Here is a 23,333-nt window from a genome sequence, read left to right as displayed (position 1 = left end):
CGAATGTAAGGACAAAACCTTAAGGATATCTGAAGGGATATCCAGAATCTGGGTGAAATGCAGACAGAAATATATTGAAAACGAAGGTGTTAGAACAGAAGTATTTCAGAAAACCCTCGCGCTATTGCACGAGGGTTGATAGAGGATGGGGGTTAGCCGGTATTACGCATACCTGCTGCAATTCCGGCAATAGTGACCATCAACGCTTGTTCGACACGGGGATCCGGCTCCTGGCCTTCTTTTTCTGCCTGGCGGGAGCGGTGCAGCAACTCTGCCTGCAGTACGTTCAGCGGGTCAGTGTATATATTTCGTAGCTGAATAGACTCGGCAATCCACGGTAGATCGGCCATCAGATGGGAATCGTTGGCAATTGCCAGCACCACTTTGATGTCTTCTTCTTGCAGATTGCGTAATTCTTTACCTAACGGCCACAGCTCTTTGTCGACCAGGCGTTGGTCATAGTATTCCGCCAGCCACAGGTCTGCTTTGGCGAAGACCATTTCCAGCATTCCCAGACGCGTTGAGAAGAACGGCCAGTCGCGGCACATGGCTTCCAGCTCGCTCTGTTTGCCATCTTCGACCACTTTTTGCAGCGCAGTACCCGCGCCCAGCCAGGCTGGGAGCATCAGGCGGTTTTGCGTCCAGGCGAAGATCCACGGAATGGCGCGCAGTGACTCGACGCCGCCGGTCGGGCGACGTTTTGCCGGACGTGAACCCAACGGCAGTTTGCCCAGTTCCTGTTCTGGCGTGGCGGAGCGGAAGTATGGAACAAAGTCTTTGTTTTCACGCACATAACCACGGTAGAGATCGCAGGAGATGACTGACAGTTCATCCATAATGTGACGCCAGCTCTCTTTCGGCTCTGGCGGTGGCAGCAGGTTGGCTTCCAGAATCGCCCCGGTGTACAGCGACAGGCTGCTGACCGTGATTTCCGGCAGACCGTACTTAAAGCGGATCATCTCGCCCTGTTCGGTCACGCGCAGGCCGCCTTTCAGGCTTCCTGGCGGTTGCGATAGCAGCGCCGCATGAGCCGGTGCGCCGCCGCGACCAATAGAACCACCGCGACCGTGGAACAGCGTCAGTTCAATACCTGCTTTTTCGCAGGTTTTGATTAACGCATCCTGTGCCTGATATTGCGCCCAGGAAGCCGCCATCACGCCCGCATCTTTTGCCGAGTCGGAATAGCCAATCATCACCATCTGTTTGCCCTGAATCAGGCCGCGATACCAGTCGATATTCAGCAACTGGGTCATGACATCGTTAGCGTTGTTCAGGTCATCGAGAGTTTCAAACAACGGAGCCACCGGCATTGCAAACCCGATACCCGCTTCTTTCAACAGCAGGTGGACAGCCAGTACGTCAGACGGCGTTTTCGCCATTGAGATCACGTAGGCGGCAATTGAACCTTGCGGTGCTTCGGCAATCACCTGACAGGTATCAAGCACTTCGCGCGTTTCGGCGCTCGGTTGCCAGTTGCGTGGCAGAAGCGGACGTTTGGAGTTCAGTTCGCGGATCAGGAACGCCTGTTTGTCGGCCTCTGACCAGCTTTCGTAGTCGCCGATGCCGAGGTAGCGGGTCAATTCACCCAGTGCTTCAGTATGACGGGTGCTCTCCTGACGGATATCAATACGCACCAGTGGTACACCGAAACATTTCACGCGGCGCAGAGTATCGAGCAGATCGCCGTTGGCGATAATGCCCATACCACACGCTTGCAGGGACTGGTAGCAAGCGTAGAGCGGCTCCCACAGTTCTTCGTTCTGCGTCAGCAGACCTTCCGGCTTCGGTAGTTCTTCACCTTTCAGGCGCGCTTCCAGCCATGCCTGGGTTGCCATCAGGCGGGAACGCAGGTTTTTCATCAGATAGCGATACGGTTCTGCGGCACCTTCTTCGCCGACCAGCGCCAGCAGTTCAGGGGTTGCTTCAACCATCGACAGTTCAGAAACCAGCACCTGAATATCTTTCAGGAACAGGTCGGTGGCTTTCCAGCGGCTGAGCAGAAGTACGTGACGGGTAATGTCTGCGGTGACGTTCGGGTTGCCGTCGCGGTCGCCGCCCATCCACGAGGTAAAACGCACCGGAACAAATTCGACGGGCAGTTTGTAGCCGAGATTCTCTTCCAGTTGTTCGTTTAGTTCGCGCAGGTAATTTGGTACGCCTTGCCACAGGCTGTTTTCTACTACGGCAAAGCCCCATTTGGCTTCATCTATCGGGCTTGGGCGCAGCTTACGGATTTCATCGGTATGCCATGACTGGGCGATCAACTGGCGCAGGCGGCGCATCAGTTGGTTGTGTTCGTAGTCAGCGATATCTTTGTTGTCGAGCTGTTTTAAGCACGCGTTCACTTCCACCATTTTGTGGATCAGTGTACGGCGGGTAATTTCGGTTGGGTGCGCAGTGAGAACCAGTTCCAGCGACAGTGATTCCACCGCTTTTTTGATGGTGTCTTCGCTCAGTTCCGGCTGGTTTTTCAGTTTACGCAGGGTGCGGGCGATCACTTCCGGGTTGCTGGCTGCCTCGCCTTTCGGTGAAATGCTGTGGTATTGCTCGGCGGTGTTGGCCAGGTTCAGGAACTGACTAAACGCACGCGCAACGGGCAGCAGCTCGTCGTTCGACAAATTTTGTAAGGTGGTGAGCAACTCCTGGCGGTTAGCATCATTGCCAGCGCGTGAAGATTTGGACAACTTACGGATAGTTTCTACGCGTTCAAGAATGTGTTCTCCTAACGCATCCTTGATGGTTTCTCCCAGCACTTTGCCGAGCATACTGACATTACTACGCAATGCGGAATATTGTTCGTTCATATAACCCCAGACACCCCATCTTATTGTTTGAAGCCCGGTATCCTTCACGTCGCATTGGCGCGAATATGCTCGGGCTTTGCTTTTCGTCGTCTTTTATAAAGCCACGTAAAAGCGGTGACGTCAAATGCTGCGAAATCGCTTCAGCAAACGAATAACTAGCAGGAATTTACGCCATTAAATTCACGATGATTTAAATAAGCGTAACTTATGGGAATGTTAAAAAATCACCATACATAACACCAAAGGTGTAGGTCGGATAAGATGCGCAAGCATCGCATCCGACATTATTGTGGCACTGGAGTTTGGTAACAGTGCCGGATGCGGCGCGAGCGCCTTATCCGGACTACGTTTTAATGCCAGCAGAAATGGTGAATGACCTGGGTGATCAGTTTGCGGGTGGGCTTGATAAACCGTGTCTCCAGATATTCATCAGGCTGATGGGCCTGATTAATTGAGCCTGGACCCAACACCAGCGTCGGGCATAACGTCTGAATAAACGGTGCTTCGGTACAGTAGTTCACCACTTCGGTCTTTGCACCGAGTAATTTCTCAACCACTTCAACCAGTTGATGATTCGGCGGGCACTCGTAACCAGGGATCGGCGGATGCAGCTCTTCGACCGTCAGACGACCCGGCCAGCGTTCGCTCACCGGAGCCAGCGCGTCGTTGAGTAAACCATTAAGTTCATTGAGCGTCATGCCAGGCAACGGACGAATATCCATATGCAACTCGCAGCAAGCGCAAATACGGTTAGAGGCGTCGCCGCCGTGAATATGCCCAAGGTTGAGCGTGGGATATGGCACGGTAAACGCTTCGTAGTGATAACGTTCTTTCAGGTTATCGCGCAATTGCAAAATATGACCGATGGCGTCGTGCATTAGTTCGATAGCGTTAACTCCGCGCGACGGATCGCTGGAATGCCCCGACTGACCCAGAATGCGAATGGCGTTAGAGATGTGGCCTTTATGCGCGCGTACCGGTTGTAGCGACGTCGGTTCGCCAATGATGGCGCAATCCGGGCGCAGGGCGGTGGTTTCGGCAAAATAACGCGCACCTGCCATACTGGTTTCTTCATCGGCAGTCGCCAGAATGTAGAGCGGTTTTGCCAGCTTCGTGACGTCGACATCGCGTAGCGCATCGAGGATAAACGCAAAGAAGCCTTTCATGTCGGCGGTGCCTAAGCCGTAAAGCTTGCCGTCATGCTCTGTCAGCGTAAACGGATCGCGCGTCCAGCGACCATCATCAAACGGCACCGTATCGGTATGACCCGCCAGCAGCAAGCCGCCAACACCCTGTCCGCAACTGGCCAGCATATTAAATTTGTTGCGAGTTCCTGGCACAGGCTGCACTTCCACATTGAAGCCCAAATCTTTAAACCAGCCCGCCAGCAGAGTGATTAAATCTGCATTGCTTTGATCGAGCGCCTCTTCCGTGGCGCTTATTGAAGGTGTGGCAATCAGAGCACGGTAAATCTCGATAAATGGCGGTAATTTGTTTTTCATTGTTGACACACCTCTGGTCATGATAGTATCAATATTCATGCAGTAATTGTGAATAAAAATACACTAACGTTGAGCGTAATAAAACCCACCAGCCGTAAGGTGAATGTTTTACGTTTAACCTGGCAACCAGACATAAGAAGGTGAATAGCCCCGATGTTGAATACGCTGATTGTGGGTGCCAGCGGCTACGCTGGCGCAGAGCTAGTGACCTATGTAAATCGCCATCCGCATATGAACATAACCGCTTTGACTGTTTCAGCGCAAAGCAATGATGCGGGAAAGTTAATCTCCGATTTGCATCCGCAGCTAAAAGGCATCGTTGATCTGCCGTTGCAGCCGATGTCGGATATCAGCGAGTTTAGCCCAGGGGTGGACGTGGTGTTTCTCGCCACCGCCCATGAAGTCAGCCACGATTTAGCACCGCAATTTCTTGAAGCGGGCTGCGTGGTGTTCGACCTTTCCGGCGCGTTTCGTGTTAACGACGTCGCCTTCTATGAAAAATATTACGGCTTTACCCATCAATACCCGGAACTGCTGGAACAGGCCGCTTATGGTCTGGCGGAGTGGTGCGGCAATAAATTAAAAGAAGCGAACTTGATTGCGGTGCCGGGCTGTTATCCGACGGCGGCACAACTGGCGCTGAAACCGTTGATTGATGCCGATCTTCTCGACCTCAGTCAGTGGCCGGTGATTAACGCCACCAGCGGTGTGAGCGGAGCGGGACGTAAGGCAGCGATTTCAAATAGCTTTTGTGAAGTTAGCCTGCAACCGTATGGTGTCTTTACCCATCGCCACCAGCCGGAGATCGCCACGCATCTCGGTGCTGACGTTATCTTCACCCCGCATCTGGGCAATTTCCCGCGCGGCATTCTCGAAACCATTACTTGCCGCCTGAAGCCTGGCGTGCACCAGGCGCAAGTGGCGCAAGCGTTACAGCGGGCGTATGCCCATCAACCGCTGGTGCGTCTGTATGACAAAGGCGTTCCGGCGCTAAAAAACGTCGTCGGGCTGCCGTTCTGCGATATCGGGTTTGCCGTTCAGGGCGAGCATCTGATTATTGTGGCGACCGAAGACAATTTATTGAAAGGTGCGGCGGCACAAGCGGTACAGTGCGCCAATATTCGTTTTGGCTATGCCCAAACGCAGTCTCTTATTTAAGGGTGCAATCATGAATCCATTAATTATAAAACTGGGCGGCGTATTGCTGGATAGTGAAGAGGCGCTGGAACGTCTGTTTAGCGCACTGGTGAATTATCGTGAGTCACATCAGCGTCCGCTGGTGATTGTCCACGGCGGCGGCTGCGTGGTGGATGAGCTGATGAAAGGGCTGAATCTGCCGGTGAAAAAGAAAAACGGCCTGCGGGTGACGCCTGCGGATCAGATAGACATTATCACCGGGGCGCTGGCGGGAACGGCAAATAAAACCCTGCTGGCGTGGGCGAAGAAACATCAGATTGCTGCCGTAGGTTTGTTTCTTGGTGACGGCGACAGCGTCAAAGTGACCCAGCTTGATGAAGAGTTAGGTCATGTTGGACTGGCGCAGCCAGGTTCGCCTAAGCTTATCAATACGTTGCTGGAAAACGGTTATCTCCCGGTGGTTAGCTCCATTGGCGTAACGGACGAAGGGCAACTGATGAACGTCAATGCTGACCAGGCGGCGACGGCGCTGGCGGCAACGCTGGGCGCGGATCTGATTTTGCTTTCCGACGTCAGCGGCATTCTCGACGGCAAAGGGCAACGTATTGCCGAAATGACCGCCGCGAAAGCAGAACAATTGATTGAGCAAGGCATTATTACTGACGGCATGATAGTGAAAGTGAACGCGGCGCTGGATGCTGCGCGCACGCTCGGCCGTCCGGTAGATATCGCCTCCTGGCGTCATGCGGAACAGCTTCCGGCACTGTTTAACGGTATGCCGATGGGTACGCGGATTTTAGCTTAAGTTTTGTTAGCCGGAGGCGTAGCTTTCCGGCATTGAATTTCAAAATAAGGAAACAGAGTTATGGCACTTTGGGGCGGGCGTTTTACCCAGGCAGCAGATCAACGGTTCAAACAATTCAACGACTCACTGCGCTTTGATTACCGTCTGGCGGAGCAGGATATTGTTGGCTCTGTGGCCTGGTCCAAAGCCCTGGTAACGGTAGGCGTGTTGACCGCAGAAGAGCAGGCGCAACTGGAAGAGGCGCTGAACGTGCTGCTGGAAGAGGTTCGCGCCAGGCCACAACAAATCCTTGAAAGCGACGCCGAAGATATCCATAGCTGGGTGGAAGGTAAACTGATCGACAAAGTGGGTCAGTTAGGCAAAAAACTGCATACCGGGCGTAGCCGTAATGATCAGGTAGCAACCGATCTGAAGTTGTGGTGCAAAGATACCGTTGGCGAGTTGCTGACGGCTAACCGGCAGCTGCAATCGGCGCTGGTGGAAACCGCGCAAAACAATCAGGATGCGGTAATGCCGGGTTACACGCACCTGCAACGCGCCCAGCCGGTAACTTTCGCGCACTGGTGCCTGGCCTATGTTGAGATGCTGGCGCGTGATGAAAGTCGTTTGCAGGATGCGCTTAAGCGTCTGGATGTCAGCCCGTTAGGCTGTGGCGCACTGGCGGGAACGGCCTATGAAATCGATCGTGAACAGTTAGCAGGCTGGCTGGGCTTTGCCTCGGCGACACGTAACAGTCTGGACAGCGTTTCTGACCGTGATCATGTGCTGGAGCTGCTTTCTGCTGCCGCCATCGGCATGGTGCATCTGTCGCGTTTTGCCGAAGATCTGATTTTCTTTAACACCGGCGAAGCGGGATTTGTGGAGCTTTCTGACCGCGTGACTTCCGGTTCATCATTAATGCCGCAGAAGAAAAATCCGGATGCGCTGGAGCTGATTCGCGGTAAATGCGGTCGGGTGCAGGGCGCGTTAACCGGCATGATGATGACGCTGAAAGGTTTGCCGCTGGCTTACAACAAAGATATGCAGGAAGACAAAGAAGGTCTGTTCGACGCGCTCGACACCTGGCTGGACTGCCTGCATATGGCGGCGCTGGTGCTGGACGGTATTCAGGTGAAACGCCCGCGTTGCCAGGAAGCGGCGCAGCAGGGTTACGCGAACGCCACTGAACTGGCGGATTACCTGGTGGCGAAAGGCGTGCCGTTCCGCGAGGCGCACCATATCGTGGGTGAGGCGGTGGTGGAAGCCATTCGTCAGGGCAAACCGCTGGAAGATCTGCCGCTCGCCGAGTTGCAGAAATTCAGCCAGGTGATTGGTGAAGATGTCTATCCGATTCTGTCGCTGCAATCGTGCCTCGACAAGCGTGCGGCAAAAGGCGGTGTTTCACCGCAGCAGGTGGCACAGGCGATTGCTTTTGCAAAGGCTCGGTTAGGGTAACGCTCCCCTGAGAATGGGGCGTTTGCCTGATGCGCTTTGTTTATCATGTCTACGTAGTGTTGCACTTTGTAGGCATGATAAGACGCGACAGCGTCGCATCAGGCAGTATTCTGTTGACCTTAAATTTAACGCCCAACCAGAACCATTATTTGTTACATGCCTTTTTATTCTTGCTTTACTCTCCCTATAAAAATCATTTTTAAATATACCAGACGATACACAGTTTAATTAATTGAATATAATTAATTTCTATTGTTGTGTTTGTTTTTAAGATTGATGGTATTTATTATGTGATTATTTAACACGTTGTTTTAACGATGATGATTAATAGTGTAGGTCAAATTTGAGGATATTTTTGCTCCTCGGCGGAAATTTTTATTTTTAATGTGATCACGGTTGAATAATCACCCTTTCTTTCTTGTATGGTAGTAGGCGCAAAATTAAGTTTGAAGCGTCTATTTACAACACAGGAGATTGCAATAATGAAAATTATTGCTGCGGACGTTTTTGTTACTTGCCCTGGGCGTAATTTCGTTACGCTTAAAATAACCACTGAAAGCGGACTTTGTGGGCTGGGAGATGCCACGTTAAATGGTCGCGAATTGTCGGTCGCTTCTTATCTGAAAGATCATCTTTGCCCACAATTAATTGGCCGCGATGCCAGCCGTATCGAAGATATCTGGCAATTCTTTTATAAAGGCGCTTACTGGCGACGTGGCCCCGTCACGATGTCGGCCATTTCTGCCATTGATATGGCGTTGTGGGATATCAAAGCGAAAGCAGCCAATATGCCGCTGTATCAATTGCTTGGCGGTGCTTCTCGTGAGGGCGTGATGGTTTATTGCCATACCACCGGGCGCACGATTGATGAAGTCCTTGAGGACTATGCGAAGCATCAGCAGATGGGCTTTAAGGCGATTCGTGTGCAGTGCGGTGTGCCTGGGATGCAAACCACCTATGGCCTGGCGAAGGGCAAAGGGCTGGCGTACGAACCGGCAACCAAAGGTCAGTGGCCGGAAGAGCAGTTGTGGTCGACGGAAAAATATCTCGATTTCACGCCGAAGTTATTCGAGGCGGTGCGCAATAAGTTCGGTTTTAACGAACATCTGTTGCATGACATGCACCATCGCCTTACCCCCATCGAAGCGGCGCGTTTTGGAAAGAGCATTGAGGATTACCGCCTGTTCTGGATGGAAGATCCAACGCCTGCCGAGAATCAGGAATGTTTCCGTTTGATTCGCCAGCATACCGTGACGCCGATTGCGGTCGGTGAAGTGTTTAACAGTATCTGGGACTGCAAGCAGTTAATCGAAGAGCAGTTAATTGACTATATTCGCACGACGATTACCCATGCAGGCGGCATTACCGGAATGCGGCGGATTGCTGATTTCGCATCGCTTTATCAGGTACGTACCGGTTCGCACGGTCCTTCTGATTTATCGCCCATTTGCCATGCGGCGGCGCTGCATTTTGACCTCTGGGTGCCAAACTTCGGCGTTCAGGAGTACATGGGCTATTCCGAACAAATGCTTGAAGTCTTCCCGCATAGCTGGCGCTTCGAGGAGGGGTATATGCACCCGGGCGACGCGCCTGGGCTGGGTATTTCTTTCGATGAGAAACTGGCGGCGAAATATCCGTATGACCCGGCGTATCTCCCCGTCGCACGACTGGAAGATGGCACATTGTGGAACTGGTAATAACGGTTCGCTTAATTATTTTCTGAATAATCATCAAATCGATTAATTCCGCTCAAGGAGCTAAAAATGGACGTTGATGTGTCAACCAGTGTTGCGGGTAATAAACCGCAACGGATTCGTCGTATTCAGACAGTGACGTTGGTTTTATTATTTATGGCGGGGATCGTTAATTTTCTCGACCGTTCGTCGTTGAGTGTGGCAGGAGAAGCAATTCGTGGCGAGTTAGGATTATCGGCGACAGAATTTGGCGTTTTGCTTTCTGCATTTTCTCTGTCTTATGGTTTTTCACAACTTCCTTCCGGTATTTTGCTAGACCGCTTTGGTCCACGAATAGTCTTGGGCGCAGGCTTAATATTCTGGTCATTAATGCAGGCATTAACAGGAATGGTTAATTCTTTTAGCCACTTTATTTTAATGCGTATTGGATTGGGTATTGGCGAAGCGCCGTTTATGCCTGCGGGAGTGAAATCTATTACCGACTGGTATGCGCAAAAAGAACGCGGCACGGCGCTGGGGATTTTTAACTCATCGACCGTTATCGGCCAGGCCATCGCGCCTCCTGCTCTTGTATTGATGCAACTGGCATGGGGCTGGCGGGCGATGTTCGTTATCATCGGCGTAGCGGGAATTCTGGTTGGGATCTGCTGGTACGCGTGGTATCGCAATCGGGCGCAGTTTGTCCTGACCGACGAAGAACGGACGTATCTCTCCGCACCGGTTAAACCGCGTCCACAGCTGCAATTTAGCGAGTGGCTGGCGCTGTTTAAGCACCGGACAACCTGGGGGATGATTTTAGGTTTCTCTGGCGTTAACTATACCGGTTGGCTCTACATCGCGTGGTTACCCGGCTATTTGCAGGCTGAGCAAGGTTTCAGTCTGGCGAAAACGGGCTGGGTAGCGGCGATTCCTTTCCTCGCGGCGGCGGTCGGGATGTGGGTTAACGGTATTGTTGTCGATCGACTGGCGAAAAAAGGCTACGACCTGGCGAAGACGCGTAAAACGGCTATTGTTTGCGGTTTAATTATGTCGGCATTAGGAACGTTGCTGGTAGTGCAATCTTCCTCGCCTGCACAAGCGGTGGCGTTTATCTCAATGGCGCTGTTCTGTGTGCATTTCGCGGGAACATCCGCATGGGGACTGGTGCAGGTAATGGTGTCAGAAACAAAAGTGGCTTCCATCGCAGGGATTCAAAACTTTGGTAGTTTTGTCTTTGCTTCCTTTGCCCCGATAGTGACCGGCTGGGTGGTGGATACCACGCACTCATTTAATCTGGCGCTGGTTATCGCAGCCTGTGTGACCTTCACCGGCGCGCTGTGTTACTTCTTTATCGTCAAAGATCGCATTGAGTAAGTCTGGCAGCCTGGCCCTCCGCTGGAGGGTCGGAATAAATAAAAAAAAGCGGATCCTGGAGATCCGCAAAAGTTCACGTTGGCTTTAGTTATTCGAGTTGAGAAACTCTCGAAACGGGCAGTGACTTCAAGGGTTAAAGAGGTGCCGCTCCGTTTCTGTGAGCAATTATCAGTCAGAATGCTTGATAGGGATAATCGTTCGTTGCTATGCTACCTATCGCCATGAACTATCGTGGCGATGGAGGATGGATAATGAATATTCGTGATCTTGAGTACCTGGTGGCACTGGCCGAACACCGCCATTTTCGGCGAGCGGCAGATTCCTGCCACGTTAGCCAACCGACGCTTAGCGGGCAAATTCGTAAGCTGGAAGATGAGCTGGGTGTGATGTTGCTGGAGCGGACCAGCCGTAAAGTGTTATTCACCCAGGCGGGAATGCTGCTGGTGGATCAGGCGCGTACCGTGCTGCGCGAGGTGAAAGTCCTTAAAGAGATGGCAAGCCAGCAGGGCGAGACCATGTCCGGGCCGCTGCACATTGGTTTGATTCCTACGGTCGGGCCTTACCTGCTACCGCATATTATCCCGATGCTGCACCAGACTTTCCCGAAGCTGGAAATGTATCTGCATGAAGCGCAGACCCACCAGTTACTGACGCAGCTGGACAGTGGCAAACTCGACTGCGTGATCCTCGCGCTGGTAAAAGAGAGCGAAGCATTCATTGAAGTGCCGTTGTTTGATGAGCCAATGCTGCTGGCAATCTACGAAGATCATCCGTGGGCCAACCGCGAATGTGTACCAATGGCCGATCTGGCAGGGGAAAAACTGCTGATGCTGGAAGATGGTCACTGTCTGCGCGATCAGGCGATGGGCTTCTGCTTTGAAGCGGGGGCGGATGAAGATACACATTTCCGTGCGACCAGCCTGGAAACGCTGCGTAATATGGTGGCGGCAGGTAGCGGCATCACCTTGCTGCCTGCGCTGGCAGTGCCGCCGGAGCGTAAACGCGACGGCATTGTCTATCTGCCGTGCATTAAACCTGAACCGCGTCGCACTATTGGTCTGGTTTATCGTCCTGGCTCACCGCTGCGTAGTCGTTATGAACAGCTGGCAGAGGCCATCCGCGCAAAAATGGATGGCCATTTCGATAAAGCGTTAAAACAGGCGGTTTAAGCCGTTTAGTGCCGCTACCCGATAGGCTTCCGCCATCGTCGGGTAGTTAAAGGTGGTGTTAACGAAGTACTCAATGGTGTTGCCGCCACCTTTCTGTTCCATAATCGCCTGACCGATATGAATAATTTCGGCAGCGCGCTCGCCAAAGCAATGGATCCCCAGAATCTCTTTTGTTTCCCGATGGAACAAGATTTTCAGCGTACCCACGTTCATACCAACGATTTGCGCTCGCGCCAGATGTTTGAACTGGGCGCGACCCACTTCATACGGCACTTTCATCGCGGTCAGCTGCTGTTCGGTTTTACCGACTGAGCTGATTTCCGGGATGGTGTAGATGCCGGTAGGGATATCTTCAATCAGATGCGCGGTGGCTTCACCTTTTACCAGCGCCTGTGCGGCGATGCGCCCCTGGTCGTAGGCCGCCGAAGCCAGGCTTGGATAACCAATCACGTCGCCCACCGCGTAAACATGCGGCTGCGCGGTTTGATACATGCTGTTGACCTTAAGCTGTCCGCGACTGTCAGTTTCCAGACCAATATTATGCAGTGCCAGCGAATCGGTATTACCGGTGCGGCCGTTGGCATAGAGCAGACAGTCTGCTTTCAGTTTCTTGCCTGACTTCAGGTGCATGATTACGCCGTCGTCGCAACCTTCAATCTTCTCGTACTCTTCGTTGTGACGAATGACCACACCGCTGTTCCAGAAGTGGTACGAGAGAGAATCTGACATCTCTTGATCAAGAAAAGCCAACAAACGATCGCGGGTGTTGATCAGATCCACTTTCACATCCATTCCACGGAAGATCGATGCGTATTCACAGCCGATCACTCCAGCACCGTAAATAAGCACGTGGCGCGGTTCGTGATGCATGCTAAGAATTGAGTCGCTGTCGTAAATGCGCGGATGGGTAAAATCAACGTCTGCTGGATGATATGGGCGAGAACCGCAGGCAATAACAAATTTTTCTGCGGTCAGCGTTTCGACCGTGCCGTCCGGGCAATCCAGCGCCAGCGTGTGCTCGTCAACAAAGCGGGCGTTCCCCTGCAATATTTCGCAGTGATTACGTTCGTAAAATCCCTGACGCATACGTGTTTGTTGATTAATCACGTTATCGGCATGGTTAAGGATATCGGCAAAAGAAGAGCGGAGCAGTCGCGAATGGTCGCTGTAAAGTGGGTTTTGATTGAATTCTATAATGCGGCTGACGGCGTGACGGAGAGCTTTCGACGGGATGGTGCCCCAGTGGGTGCAACCGCCGCCAACATTTTGATAACGCTCGATAACTGCGACGCGCGCACCTTGCTTAACCAGACCCATTGCAGCGCCTTCGCCGCCGGGGCCGGAACCTATTACTATGGCATCGTAATCGTAGGAATGTGGCATGGTAGGGCTTACCTGTTCTTATACATAAAAGCAACAGAATGGTAACATTTTATCGCGGGTAAGCCAATTGATCCCCGTCATTTATCTGGCTATATCGTGAGCGGCCTTTGCTTTGTCTTCCTCCTTCTTATTTTATTTATTCACTATTAATCGCTTTTTCTTGTGACTGGCAGTTTTATCTTGATGAAGTGTTCTTTTTTGTTATTGTCTTTGTGAAATTTTCTTATAAAACAAATATATAAATATTTTATATTGATGGCGCATTTGTATTTATACCATCAATAAAATCCGTCAATTAGCCTGTTTATCTATAAATAAGGGAATAGCAGATGATCGAACACTATATTCGTGGGTTTGAGGAAGAACTGCGCGAGATTCGCCATCGGATCCATGAAAACCCGGAGCTGGGGTTACAGGAGTTTCAAACCAGCGCGTTGGTAGCAGAAAAGCTGCGACAGTGGGGCTATGAGGTAGAGCAAGGGCTGGCGACGACCGGCGTGGTTGCCACCTTAAAAGTGGGCGACGGAGAGAAAAGTATTGGTTTGCGGGCGGATATGGATGCGTTACCGATTTATGAAAATAGCGGCAAGCCCTGGTCCAGCAAACAACCTGGTTTAATGCACGCCTGCGGGCATGACGGGCATACCACCATACTGCTGGGGGCCGCGCGTTATTTTACCGAAACCCGCCGTTTTAACGGCACGTTACGTCTCATCTTCCAGCCAGCCGAAGAGATGATCAACGGCGGTGAGATTATGGTTAAAGAAGGTCTTTTTGACCGTTTCCCCTGCGATGTGATTTTCGGTATGCACAACATGCCGGGTCTGCCGGTTGGCAAGTTTTACTTCCAGCCCGGGGCGCTGATGGCGTCAATGGATCAGTTCCACATTACGGTTCGTGGTTGTGGTGGACACGGTGCGATCCCCCACAAAGCCATCGACCCGGTGCTGGTCGCGGCACATATCACCACCGCATTACAAAGTATTGTGTCGCGCAATGTCGATCCGCTGGAAGCAGCAGTCATTACCGTTGGCAGCATTGTTGCGGGTGAGGCTGCTAACGTCATTCCAGATAGTGCTGAGATGAAAATCAGCGTCCGCTCGCTTAGCCGTGAAACCCGGCAACTTCTTCTGACCCGTATTCCTGCTCTGGCACAAGCCCAGGCCGTTAGCTTTGGCGCTACGGCTGATGTGATGCATGTTAACGGCACTCCGGTGTTAGTGAATGATGAGGCGATGGCGAGATTTGCCTGCCAGGTGGCCTGCGAAACGTTTGGTGAAGACAGGGCGGAGTTTGGCATCAAGCCTCTGATGGGCAGTGAAGACTTCTCTTTCATGCTGGAAGCCCAGCCAAAAGGCGCTTTCCTGTTGTTCGGTAATGGTGATGTCGGGGAAGGTTCCTGCATGGTGCATAACCCCGGATACGACTTCAACGATGCAAGTCTGGTGCCGGCAAGTAGCTACTGGGGCGCGCTGGTGGAAGCCTGGTTGCAATAAATAAAACAACACACAACAACACATTCTGGCAAGGAACATGGAATGACGGCGATCGTAAATGAATCGGTGGGCGTAAAGAAAAAGCCCAGCGGTAAGCGGGTGATTTTTGCTTCGGCGTTTGGCAATGCGCTCGAATTTTTTGATTTTGGCGTTTACAACTTTTTTGTGGTCTATATCAGTACACTTTTCTTTCCTCCCAGTGCCGATCATAACGTCGCGCTGTTACTGGCATTTGCGACTTTTGGCGTGAGCTTTTTTATGCGCCCGCTCGGTGGGATTATCGTTGGCGCCTGGGCCGATCGTTTCGGGCGTAAACCGGCGATGGTGTTCACTATTGCCCTGATGAGCCTCGGTACGTTGATGATCGGCATCGCGCCGACATATGCGACGGCGGGCTATTGGGGAACGGCAACGCTGGTGCTGGCGCGTCTGATCCAGGGCGTTGCGGCAGGTGGTGAAGTCGGCGCCTCAATGTCTTTGCTGGTTGAGTCTGCGCCGGCAAATCGTCGCGGCTTTTACAGTAGCTGGTCGCTGGCGACTCAGGGGCTGGCAACGACCTTTGGTGGTATCGTCGCTTTAGGTTTGAGTGCATGGTTGCCGTTTGCCACAGGTTCAGAGACCGTAATGGCGGAGTGGGGCTGGCGAGTGCCGTTTTTTATTGGCGTGTTATTAGCACCTATCGGTTGCTGGTTGCGTCTGAACCTGGAAAATGACGTACCTGAGCCAGTGCGCAATAAAAAAGCTGCTACCAGCGAAAGCGCGTTCTCTCTGCTCCTGCAACATAAGGCGACTATCGTTAACGGCGTTTTACTCGCTATTGGTAGCACGGTCGCAACCTATATCTCCCTCTTTTATTACGGCACCTGGGCGGCGAAGTATCTGGCGATGCCTCAACATTATTCTCATGCAGCGATGTTACTGGCGGGCGTTATTACGTTTGTGGGTGCGCTGCTGGTGGGGATGCTGTGTGATTCGGTCGGGCGTAAAAAGCTGATTTTAATCTCCCGTGTGATGGTGCTTCTCTGTAGCTGGCCTTCGTTCTGGCTGTTGGTGAATTACCCAAGCCCTGGCATGTTGCTGACGGTGGTTTTCGTGATGGTCAGCTTTACCACGCTTGGTGGTGTGCCGGTAATGTTGTTGATTTCCGAACTATTGCCGAAACGGATTCGGGCATTGGGCTTCGCGCTGGTTTATAGCATTGGTGTGGCAATTTTCGGTGGTTTTGCACAATATTTCGCCACGCAATCTATCGTGTTACTGGATAGCCTGACGGCTCCGGCGTGGTATCTGGGCGGAGGCACGTTGCTGTCGATGCTGGCGTTGTTGTTTGTGAAAGAACCAGCCAAAGAGCTTCAGTAAATATGTTTTATTGCCTTACCGTTCATTCACAACACTGGAGCAATCCAGTATGTTCATTCTCTGGTATAGTGCCAGCAGTACTTTTGGCAAGGATTCAGACATTGTGATGGGCGTAAGAGCGCAACAAAAAGAAAAAACCCGCCGTTCGCTGGTGGAAGCCGCATTTAGCCAATTAAGTGCTGAACGCAGCTTCGCCAGCCTGAGTTTGCGTGAAGTGGCGCGAGAAGCGGGCATTGCTCCCACCTCTTTTTACCGGCATTTCCGCGACGTAGACGAACTTGGTCTGACCATGGTTGATGAGAGCGGTTTGATGCTGCGCCAACTCATGCGCCAGGCGCGTCAGCGTATTGCCAAAGGCGGGAGTGTGATCCGCACCTCGGTCTCCACATTTATGGAGTTCATCGGTAATAATCCTAACGCCTTCCGGTTATTATTGCGGGAACGCTCCGGCACTTCTGCTGCGTTTCGTGCCGCTGTTGCGCGTGAAATTCAGCACTTCATTGCGGAACTTGCGGACTATCTGGAACTCGAAAACCATATGCCTCGTGCGTTTACTGAAGCGCAAGCCGAAGCAATGGTGACGATTGTCTTCAGTGCGGGTGCTGAGGCGTTGGACGTCGGCGTCGAACAACGTCGGCAATTAGAAGAGCGACTGGTACTGCAACTGCGAATGATTTCGAAAGGGGCTTATTACTGGTATCGCCGTGAACAAGAAAAAACCGCAATTATTCCGGGAAATGTGAAGGACGAGTAATGAAACAAGCAAATCAAGATAGAGGTACGCTGCTGCTGGCGCTGGTTGCAGGCTTATCGATCAATGGTACTTTTGCGGCGCTGTTTAGCTCCATTGTGCCATTTTCTGTATTCCCGATTATTTCCCTGGTGCTGACAGTTTACTGCCTGCATCAACGTTATCTTAATCGTACTATGCCAGTAGGCTTGCCGGGGCTGGCTGCCGCCTGTTTTATTCTCGGCGTTCTGCTGTACAGCACCGTGGTTCGTGCGGAATATCCGGATATCGGTTCTAACTTCTTCCCGGCAGTGTTGTCGGTCATTATGGTGTTCTGGATTGGCGCGAAGATGCGTAACCGTAAGCAGGAAGTTGCTGAGTAATCGGTAAGATGCCGGATGCTGGCGCATCCGGCATGGGTTTTACTTCGCCGTCAGTAACACGCCGCACTCCATATGGTGCGTGTAGGGGAACTGATCAAACAGAGCCAGACGTTCAACTTTGTGCGTCTGGCTTAATGTTTCCAGATTCTTACATAACGTTTCCGGGTTGCAGGAAATGTACAAAATACGCGGATACGTCTGCACCATTTTCTCGGTTTCACTGTCCAGACCGCTGCGCGGCGGGTCGACAAAAATGGTTTCGCACTGATAACTCTTTAAATCGATACCCTGTAAACGGTTAAATTCGCGCACACCATTCATTGCCTGGGTAAATTCTTCCGCTGCCATACGAATAATTTGTACGTTATCAATATGGTTAGCGGCAATGTTGTATTGCGCAGCAGCGACCGACGGCTTAGCGATTTCGGTGGCTAATACTCGATCAAAATTGCGCGCCAGAGCTAATGAAAAATTACCGTTGCCGCAGTACAGTTCCAGTAAATCGCCTTTTGAGCCTTTGGTTACGTCCAGCGCCCATTCCAGCATCTGAATGTTCATCGCCGCGTTCGGCTGAGTGAAACTGTTCTCCACCTGACGGTAGATCATCTCTTTCCCTGCGACCGGCAGACGTTCGTCGATGTAATCTTGATCCAGCTCGATTTTGGTTTTCGTTGCCCGACCAATCAGATGCACATTCAGGTTCTGCGCTCGCAGTGCATCGCGCAGGGCTTCTGCCTGCTGGCGCCATTCGTCATCCAGCTTTTTATGGTACAGCAGGGAAACCACCGCCTGATTACTCATCGTGGTGAGATAATCAATCTGGAACAGCTTATGGCGTAGAACAGGATTATTGCGCACACCCGCAATCATTGCCGTCATCAACTGGTTGATAAGCTCACTGGCGGCGGGGAAGCTATCCACGCGGATGCGGCTTTTGGTTTGCTGATCGAAAATGATGTGGTACAGGTCATCGCCATCGTGCCAGATGCGGAACTCTGCACGCATCCGGTAATGGCTGACCGGCGAGCGAAACACTTCCGGAACCAGGTCAGAAAACGGCGCCATCATACTTTGCAAACGTACCACTTTTTCGGCTAACTGCGCTTCATACTGTTCTGTTGGAAGGTGTTCGGGGGTCATGATGTATCCTGAAAATGAAATGTACGCGGCGATTGTAGGGATTGCTCATCAGATGTCCAGATCTTGATGTATTCCTATTTGTGAGCTACGTCTGGACAGCAACTTGTTACAACCTGTAGCATCCTCTCGCCGGTCCTGTGAGTTAATAGGGAATCCAGTGCGAATCTGGAGCTGACGCGCAGCGGTAAGGAAAGGTGCGATGATTGCGTAATGCGGACACTGCCATCCGGTGGGAAGTCATCATCTCTTTGTATCTTCAGATACCCCTCCAAGCCCGAAGACCTGCCGGCTAACGTCGCATCTGGTTCTCATCATCGCGTAATATTGATGAAACCTGCGGCATCCTTCTTCTATTGTGGATGCTTTACAATGATTAAAAAAGCTTCGCTGCTGACGGCGTGTTCTGTCACAGCCTTTTCCGCTTGGGCACAGGATACCAGCCCGGATACTCTCGTCGTTACTGCTAACCGTTTTGAACAGCCGCGCAGCACTGTGCTTGCTCCCACTACCGTTGTGACGCGTCAGGATATCGACCGCTGGCAATCGACCTCAGTCAATGATGTGCTGCGCCGTCTCCCGGGCGTGGATATCACCCAAAACGGCGGTTCAGGTCAGCTCTCATCTATTTTTATTCGCGGCACTAACGCCAGTCATGTGTTGGTGTTAATTGATGGTGTACGCCTGAATCTGGCAGGGGTGAGTGGTTCTGCTGACCTTAGCCAGTTCCCTATTGCGCTTGTCCAGCGTGTTGAATATATCCGTGGGCCGCGATCCGCCGTTTATGGTTCCGATGCAATAGGCGGAGTGGTGAATATCATCACGACACGCGATGAACCCGGAACGGAAATTTCAGCAGGATGGGGAAGCAATAGTTATCAGAACTACGATGTCTCTACGCAACAGCAGTTGGGGGATAAGACACGGGTAACGCTATTAGGTGATTATGCCCATACCCACGGTTATGATGTTGTTGCCTATGGCAATACCGGAACGCAAGCGCAGCCAGATAACGATGGTTTCTTAAGTAAAACGCTTTATGGAACGCTGGAGCATAACTTTACCGATGTGTGGAGCGGCTTTGTGCGCGGCTATGGCTATGATAATCGTACTAATTATGACGCGTATTATTCTCCAGGCTCGCCGCTGCTCGATACTCGCAAACTCTATAGCCAAAGCTGGGATGCCGGGCTGCGCTATAACGGCGAGCTGATTAAATCACAACTGATTACCAGTTACAGCCACAGCAAAGATTACAACTACGATCCGCATTATGGTCGTTATGATTCGTCCGCAACGCTTGATGAAATGAAGCAATATACCGTCCAGTGGGCAAATAACGTTACCGTTGGCCACGGTAATATTGGCGCGGGCGTTGACTGGCAGAAACAGACTACGACGCCAGGTACTGGTTATGTTGAGGATGGGTATGATCAACGTAACACCGGTCTCTATCTGACCGGATTGCAACAAGTCGGCGATTTTACCTTTGAAGGTGCTGCACGCAGCGACGATAACTCACAGTTTGGTCGTCATGGAACCTGGCAAACGAGTGCCGGTTGGGAATTCATCGAAGGTTATCGTTTTATCGCTTCTTATGGCACGTCGTACAAGGCACCTAATCTTGGGCAACTCTACGGCTTCTACGGTAATCCGGATCTAAATCCTGAGAAAAGCAAACAGTGGGAAGGGGCGTTTGAAGGCTTAACTGCTGGAGTGAACTGGCGTATTTCCGGATATCGTAACGATGTTAGTGACTTGATCGATTATGATGATCACACCCTGAAATACTACAACGAAGGGAAAGCGCGGATTAAGGGCGTCGAGGCGACCGCCAATTTTGATACCGGACCGCTGACGCATACGGTGAGTTATGATTATGTCGATGCGCGTAACGCGATTACCGACACGCCGTTGCTACGTCGCGCTAAACAGCAGGTGAAATATCAGCTCGACTGGCAACTGTATGACTTCGACTGGGGTATTACTTATCAGTATTTAGGCACTCGCTATGATAAGGATTACTCATCTTATCCTTATCAAACCGTTAAAATGGGCGGTGTGAGCTTGTGGGATCTTGCGGTTGCGTATCCGGTCACCTCTCATCTGACTGTTCGTGGTAAAATAGCCAACTTGTTCGACAAAGATTACGAGACAGTCTATGGCTACCAAACTGCAGGACGGGAATACACCTTGTCTGGCAGCTACACCTTCTGAACCACGTCCCACCGTGCTGGTGTTTGACTCCGGCGTCGGTGGGCTGTCGGTCTATGACGAGATCCGGCGTCTCTTACCGGATCTCCATTACATTTATGCTTTCGATAATGTCGCTTTCCCATATGGCGAAAAAAGCGAAGAGTTTATTGTTGAGCGCGTAGTGGAAATTGTCACTGCGGTGCAAGAGCGTTATCCCCTTGCGCTGGCTGTGGTGGCCTGCAACACCGCCAGCACCGTTTCACTTCCTGCTTTGCGCGAAAAGTTCGCTTTCCCGGTTGTCGGCGTCGTGCCGGCGATTAAACCCGCAGCGCGTTTGACCGCTAATGGTATTGTTGGATTGCTGGCAACACGCGGTACGGTGAAACGTTCTTATACCCATGAGCTGATTGCGCGTTTCGCTAATGAATGCCAGATAGAGATGCTGGGCTCGGCAGAAATGGTTGAACTGGCTGAAGCGAAGCTGCATGGCGAAGAAATTTCTCTGGATGCGCTAAAGCGTATCTTGCGCCCATGGTTAAGAATGAAAGAGCCACCAGATACCGTGGTTCTGGGTTGTACTCATTTCCCTCTATTACAAGATGAACTGTTACAGGTGCTGCCAGAGGGAACCCGGCTGGTAGATTCTGGCGCAGCAATTGCGCGCCGAACGGCCTGGTTGTTAGAACATGAAGCCCCGGAAGCAAAATCTGCCGATGCGAATGTTGCCTTTTGTATGGCAATGACGCCAGAAGCAGAACAATTATTGCCCGTTTTACAGCGTTATGGCTTCAAAACGCTCGAAAAATTGGCAGTTTTAGACTGATTTGGTTGAAACTTGCGCGGTTGGAAATTTATTTTAAATTTCCTCTTGTCAGGCCGGAATAACTCCCTATAATGCGCCACCACTGACACGGAACAACGGCAGACAAGCCGCCGGGTCAGCGGGATTCTCCTGAGAATTCCGGCAGAGAAAAGCAAAAAAATGCTTGACTCTGTAGCGGGAAAGCGTATTATGCACACCCCGCGCCGCTGAGAAAAAGCGAAGCGGCACTGCTCTTTAACAATTTATCAGACAATCTGTGTGGGCACTCGAAGATACGGATTCTTAACGTCCTCGGACGATAAATGAATACCAAGTCTCAAGAGTGAACACGTAATTCATTACGAAGTTTAATTCTTTGAGCATCAAACTTTTAAATTGAAGAGTTTGATCATGGCTCAGATTGAACGCTGGCGGCAGGCCTAACACATGCAAGTCGAACGGTAACAGGGATCAGCTTGCTGATTCGCTGACGAGTGGCGGACGGGGGAGTAATGTCTGGGAAACTGCCCGATGGAGGGGGATAACTATTGGAAACGGTAGCTAATACCGCATAACGTCGCAAGACCAAAGAGGGGGACCTTCGGGCCTCTTGCCATCGGATGTGCCCAGATGGGATTAGCTAGTAGGTGGGGTAACGGCTCACCTAGGCGACGATCCCTAGCTGGTCTGAGAGGATGACCAGCCACACTGGAACTGAGACACGGTCCAGACTCCTACGGGAGGCAGCAGTGGGGAATATTGCACAATGGGCGCAAGCCTGATGCAGCCATGCCGCGTGTATGAAGAAGGCCTTCGGGTTGTAAAGTACTTTCAGCGGGGAGGAAGGGAGTAAAGTTAATACCTTTGCTCATTGACGTTACCCGCAGAAGAAGCACCGGCTAACTCCGTGCCAGCAGCCGCGGTAATACGGAGGGTGCAAGCGTTAATCGGAATTACTGGGCGTAAAGCGCACGCAGGCGGTCTGTTAAGTCAGATGTGAAATCCCCGGGCTCAACCTGGGAACTGCATCTGATACTGGCAGGCTTGAGTCTCGTAGAGGGGGGTAGAATTCCAGGTGTAGCGGTGAAATGCGTAGAGATCTGGAGGAATACCGGTGGCGAAGGCGGCCCCCTGGACGAAGACTGACGCTCAGGTGCGAAAGCGTGGGGAGCAAACAGGATTAGATACCCTGGTAGTCCACGCCGTAAACGATGTCGACTTGGAGGTTGTGCCCTTGAGGCGTGGCTTCCGGAGCTAACGCGTTAAGTCGACCGCCTGGGGAGTACGGCCGCAAGGTTAAAACTCAAATGAATTGACGGGGGCCCGCACAAGCGGTGGAGCATGTGGTTTAATTCGATGCAACGCGAAGAACCTTACCTGGTCTTGACATCCACAGAAGTTTTCAGAGATGAGAATGTGCCTTCGGGAACTGTGAGACAGGTGCTGCATGGCTGTCGTCAGCTCGTGTTGTGAAATGTTGGGTTAAGTCCCGCAACGAGCGCAACCCTTATCCTTTGTTGCCAGCGGTCCGGCCGGGAACTCAAAGGAGACTGCCAGTGATAAACTGGAGGAAGGTGGGGATGACGTCAAGTCATCATGGCCCTTACGACCAGGGCTACACACGTGCTACAATGGCGCATACAAAGAGAAGCGACCTCGCGAGAGCAAGCGGACCTCATAAAGTGCGTCGTAGTCCGGATTGGAGTCTGCAACTCGACTCCATGAAGTCGGAATCGCTAGTAATCGTGGATCAGAATGCCACGGTGAATACGTTCCCGGGCCTTGTACACACCGCCCGTCACACCATGGGAGTGGGTTGCAAAAGAAGTAGGTAGCTTAACCTTCGGGAGGGCGCTTACCACTTTGTGATTCATGACTGGGGTGAAGTCGTAACAAGGTAACCGTAGGGGAACCTGCGGTTGGATCACCTCCTTACCTTAAAGAAGCGT

The 23,333-nt window shown here is 51.8% G+C and carries 16 protein-coding genes, 1 rRNA gene and 1 riboswitch; of the genes, 13 read left to right on the top strand and 4 right to left on the bottom strand.

What is annotated here, in order from left to right:
• Positions 1-152 precede the first annotated feature (152 nt).
• The gene (gene ppc, locus WC5_RS15980; RefSeq protein ID WP_001005563.1) at positions 153-2,804 is read right to left on the bottom strand and encodes a phosphoenolpyruvate carboxylase; all 2,652 of its coding nucleotides are present in this window, start codon (positions 2,802-2,804) and stop codon (positions 153-155) included.
• A gap of 350 nt (positions 2,805-3,154) precedes the next feature.
• Complete coding sequence (gene argE, locus WC5_RS15985; protein WP_010349050.1) at positions 3,155-4,306, bottom strand: acetylornithine deacetylase; 1,152 nt, start codon at positions 4,304-4,306, stop codon at positions 3,155-3,157.
• Positions 4,307-4,459: 153 nt separating this feature from the next.
• Here argE and argC point away from each other — a divergent pair, with 153 nt between their 5' ends.
• The 6 genes from argC to oxyR all read left to right on the top strand — a co-directional run bounded on the left by argC (position 4,460) and on the right by oxyR (position 11,898).
• Positions 4,460-5,464 (top strand): N-acetyl-gamma-glutamyl-phosphate reductase, encoded by a 1,005-nt coding sequence (gene argC / locus WC5_RS15990; RefSeq protein WP_000935381.1) that lies wholly within the window; start codon positions 4,460-4,462, stop codon positions 5,462-5,464.
• Between the two features lie 7 nt (positions 5,465-5,471).
• Complete coding sequence (argB, locus tag WC5_RS15995; RefSeq protein WP_001362445.1) at positions 5,472-6,248, top strand: acetylglutamate kinase; 777 nt, start codon at positions 5,472-5,474, stop codon at positions 6,246-6,248.
• A gap of 60 nt (positions 6,249-6,308) precedes the next feature.
• Positions 6,309-7,682, top strand: coding sequence for an argininosuccinate lyase (argH, locus tag WC5_RS16000; protein ID WP_001230104.1), 1,374 nt, complete (start codon positions 6,309-6,311; stop codon positions 7,680-7,682).
• 482 nt (positions 7,683-8,164) lie between these two features.
• Positions 8,165-9,379, top strand: a complete 1,215-nt coding sequence (gene manD / locus WC5_RS16005) for a D-mannonate dehydratase ManD (protein ID WP_000690942.1) — start codon at positions 8,165-8,167, stop codon at positions 9,377-9,379.
• 66 nt (positions 9,380-9,445) lie between these two features.
• On the top strand, positions 9,446-10,729 hold the full coding sequence (locus WC5_RS16010) for an MFS transporter (protein ID WP_000382175.1): 1,284 nt from the start codon (positions 9,446-9,448) through the stop codon (positions 10,727-10,729).
• Between the two features lie 251 nt (positions 10,730-10,980).
• Positions 10,981-11,898: a DNA-binding transcriptional regulator OxyR gene (oxyR, locus tag WC5_RS16015; RefSeq protein WP_001025945.1), complete on the top strand. Its 918-nt coding sequence runs from the start codon at positions 10,981-10,983 to the stop codon at positions 11,896-11,898.
• Here oxyR and sthA read toward each other — a convergent pair.
• Positions 11,881-13,281, bottom strand: a complete 1,401-nt coding sequence (gene sthA, locus WC5_RS16020; protein WP_001120821.1) for a Si-specific NAD(P)(+) transhydrogenase — start codon at positions 13,279-13,281, stop codon at positions 11,881-11,883. The two genes, oxyR and sthA, sit on opposite strands and share 18 nt — an antisense overlap.
• Before the next feature lie 329 nt (positions 13,282-13,610).
• On the opposite strand from sthA, the gene WC5_RS16025 reads away from it, so the two are divergent.
• The 4 genes from WC5_RS16025 to WC5_RS16040 all read left to right on the top strand — a co-directional run bounded on the left by WC5_RS16025 (position 13,611) and on the right by WC5_RS16040 (position 17,249).
• Complete coding sequence (locus WC5_RS16025) at positions 13,611-14,777, top strand: M20 aminoacylase family protein (protein ID WP_000569589.1); 1,167 nt, start codon at positions 13,611-13,613, stop codon at positions 14,775-14,777.
• 42 nt (positions 14,778-14,819) lie between these two features.
• Positions 14,820-16,136 (top strand): citrate-proton symporter, encoded by a 1,317-nt coding sequence (locus WC5_RS16030; protein WP_000125447.1) that lies wholly within the window; start codon positions 14,820-14,822, stop codon positions 16,134-16,136.
• Between the two features lie 103 nt (positions 16,137-16,239).
• The gene (fabR, locus tag WC5_RS16035; protein ID WP_001309117.1) at positions 16,240-16,890 is read left to right on the top strand and encodes an HTH-type transcriptional repressor FabR; all 651 of its coding nucleotides are present in this window, start codon (positions 16,240-16,242) and stop codon (positions 16,888-16,890) included.
• A complete protein-coding gene (locus tag WC5_RS16040) occupies positions 16,890-17,249 on the top strand; it encodes a YijD family membrane protein (RefSeq protein ID WP_000806411.1) in 360 nt (119 codons plus the stop codon). The genes fabR and WC5_RS16040 overlap by 1 nt, the downstream gene beginning before the upstream one ends.
• Positions 17,250-17,288: 39 nt before the next feature.
• Here the strand turns inward: WC5_RS16040 and trmA are convergent, their stop codons facing one another.
• Positions 17,289-18,389, bottom strand: a complete 1,101-nt coding sequence (gene trmA, locus WC5_RS16045; RefSeq protein WP_000187031.1) for a tRNA (uridine(54)-C5)-methyltransferase TrmA — start codon at positions 18,387-18,389, stop codon at positions 17,289-17,291.
• A gap of 113 nt (positions 18,390-18,502) precedes the next feature.
• A riboswitch (cobalamin riboswitch) is annotated at positions 18,503-18,693 on the top strand.
• 65 nt (positions 18,694-18,758) lie between these two features.
• On the opposite strand from trmA, the gene btuB reads away from it, so the two are divergent.
• The 3 genes from btuB to WC5_RS16060 all read left to right on the top strand — a co-directional run bounded on the left by btuB (position 18,759) and on the right by WC5_RS16060 (position 23,319).
• Positions 18,759-20,603, top strand: a complete 1,845-nt coding sequence (btuB, locus tag WC5_RS16050; protein ID WP_010349038.1) for a TonB-dependent vitamin B12 receptor BtuB — start codon at positions 18,759-18,761, stop codon at positions 20,601-20,603.
• The gene (gene murI, locus WC5_RS16055) at positions 20,548-21,405 is read left to right on the top strand and encodes a glutamate racemase (protein ID WP_016231501.1); all 858 of its coding nucleotides are present in this window, start codon (positions 20,548-20,550) and stop codon (positions 21,403-21,405) included. The genes btuB and murI overlap by 56 nt, the downstream gene beginning before the upstream one ends.
• 372 nt (positions 21,406-21,777) lie before the next feature.
• A 16S ribosomal RNA gene (locus WC5_RS16060) occupies positions 21,778-23,319 on the top strand.
• Positions 23,320-23,333: the final 14 nt, after the last annotated feature.

This window comes from Escherichia sp. KTE114 (genome assembly GCF_000407765.1).
In the GTDB taxonomy this organism is placed as follows: domain Bacteria; phylum Pseudomonadota; class Gammaproteobacteria; order Enterobacterales; family Enterobacteriaceae; genus Escherichia; species Escherichia ruysiae.
The sequence above is the reverse complement of the archived record's forward strand: the minus strand, read 5'-3'. Positions and strand labels throughout refer to the sequence as shown.

Bases quoted from the DNA above. Each gene is read 5' to 3' on its own strand.
- argE (WP_010349050.1), bottom strand. From the start codon at position 4,306: ATGAAAAACAAATTACCGCCATTTATCGAGATTTACCGTGCTCTGATT.
- WC5_RS16030 (WP_000125447.1), top strand. From the start codon at position 14,820: ATGACGGCGATCGTAAATGAATCGGTGGGCGTAAAGAAAAAGCCCAGC.
- argC (WP_000935381.1), top strand. From the start codon at position 4,460: ATGTTGAATACGCTGATTGTGGGTGCCAGCGGCTACGCTGGCGCAGAG.
- oxyR (WP_001025945.1), top strand. From the start codon at position 10,981: ATGAATATTCGTGATCTTGAGTACCTGGTGGCACTGGCCGAACACCGC.
- btuB (WP_010349038.1), top strand. From the start codon at position 18,759: ATGATTAAAAAAGCTTCGCTGCTGACGGCGTGTTCTGTCACAGCCTTT.
- trmA (WP_000187031.1), bottom strand. From the start codon at position 18,389: ATGACCCCCGAACACCTTCCAACAGAACAGTATGAAGCGCAGTTAGCC.
- WC5_RS16010 (WP_000382175.1), top strand. From the start codon at position 9,446: ATGGACGTTGATGTGTCAACCAGTGTTGCGGGTAATAAACCGCAACGG.
- WC5_RS16025 (WP_000569589.1), top strand. From the start codon at position 13,611: ATGATCGAACACTATATTCGTGGGTTTGAGGAAGAACTGCGCGAGATT.
- manD (WP_000690942.1), top strand. From the start codon at position 8,165: ATGAAAATTATTGCTGCGGACGTTTTTGTTACTTGCCCTGGGCGTAAT.
- sthA (WP_001120821.1), bottom strand. From the start codon at position 13,281: ATGCCACATTCCTACGATTACGATGCCATAGTAATAGGTTCCGGCCCC.
- ppc (WP_001005563.1), bottom strand. From the start codon at position 2,804: ATGAACGAACAATATTCCGCATTGCGTAGTAATGTCAGTATGCTCGGC.
- WC5_RS16040 (WP_000806411.1), top strand. From the start codon at position 16,890: ATGAAACAAGCAAATCAAGATAGAGGTACGCTGCTGCTGGCGCTGGTT.
- murI (WP_016231501.1), top strand. From the start codon at position 20,548: ATGGCTACCAAACTGCAGGACGGGAATACACCTTGTCTGGCAGCTACA.
- argH (WP_001230104.1), top strand. From the start codon at position 6,309: ATGGCACTTTGGGGCGGGCGTTTTACCCAGGCAGCAGATCAACGGTTC.